Source organism: Cryobacterium sp. MLB-32 (genome assembly GCF_000738085.1).
Classification (GTDB): Bacteria; Actinomycetota; Actinomycetes; order Actinomycetales; family Microbacteriaceae; genus Cryobacterium.
Genome location: NZ_JPRS01000694.1, coordinates 1 through 974, shown reverse-complemented (window position 1 = coordinate 974; position 974 = coordinate 1). Strand labels below are relative to the sequence as shown.

The window sequence follows — 974 nt, the reverse complement described above, 5'->3', positions numbered from 1 at the left end:
CGGTGACTGGTGGAATCACCGTCGGCGGTTGGGCTCTTGATCCCGACACCGTTAACCCGATCGCGGTTCGAATTGAGATTGATGGCGTCGGGGTGGCCTATCAGGCCAACAAGGTGCGTACGGATGTTGGTGGTGCGTACCCTGGGTACGGCAACAACCATGGCTTTGCTGAGACGGTGACGGCGGCTCCGGGGTCACATCAGGTGTGCGTGTATGGGATCAACACCGGTCCGGGCGGCAATCAGCGTTTGGGTTGCGCGACGGTGACGGTTCCCGCTGCTTCGGGCATTGTTGAGCGCGGGCGCACGCCGATCGGGGTGCTGGAAGCGGCTGCTCCGGTGACGGGTGGAATCACCGTCGGCGGCTGGGCTCTTGATCCTGACACGGCGAACTCGATCGCGGTGCACGTGTATGTCGATGGCGTCGGGGTGGCCTATCAGGCCAACAAGGTGCGTACGGATGTTGGTGGTGCGTACCCGGGGTACGGCAACAACCATGGCTTTGCTGAGACGGTGACGGCGGCTCCGGGGTCACATCAGGTGTGCGTGTATGGGATCAACACCGGTCCGGGCGCGCACCCTGTGTTGGGCTGTGCGACGGTGACGGTTCCTGGTGTATCGGGCATTGTTGAGCGCGGGCGCACGCCGATCGGGGTGCTGGAAGCGGCTGCTCCGGTGACGGGTGGAATCACCGTCGGCGGCTGGGCTCTTGATCCTGACACGGCGAACTCGATCGCGGTGCACGTGTACGTCGATGGCGTCGGGGTGGCCTATCAGGCCAACAAGGTGCGTACGGATGTTGGTGGTGCGTACCCTGGGTACGGCAACAACCATGGCTTTGCTGAGACGGTGACGGCGGCTCCGGGGTCACATCAGGTGTGCGTGTATGGGATCAACACCGGTCCGGGCGCGCACCCTGTGTTGGGCTGTGCGACGGTGACGGTTCCTGGTGTATCGGGCATCGTTGAGCGCGGG

Annotated in this window: 1 pseudogene; it reads left to right on the top strand. The window is 64.1% G+C overall.

Going from position 1 to position 974, the window contains the following annotated elements:
• A pseudogene (locus JF66_RS24010) lies at positions 1 to 974 on the top strand (hypothetical protein); the annotation flags it as partial.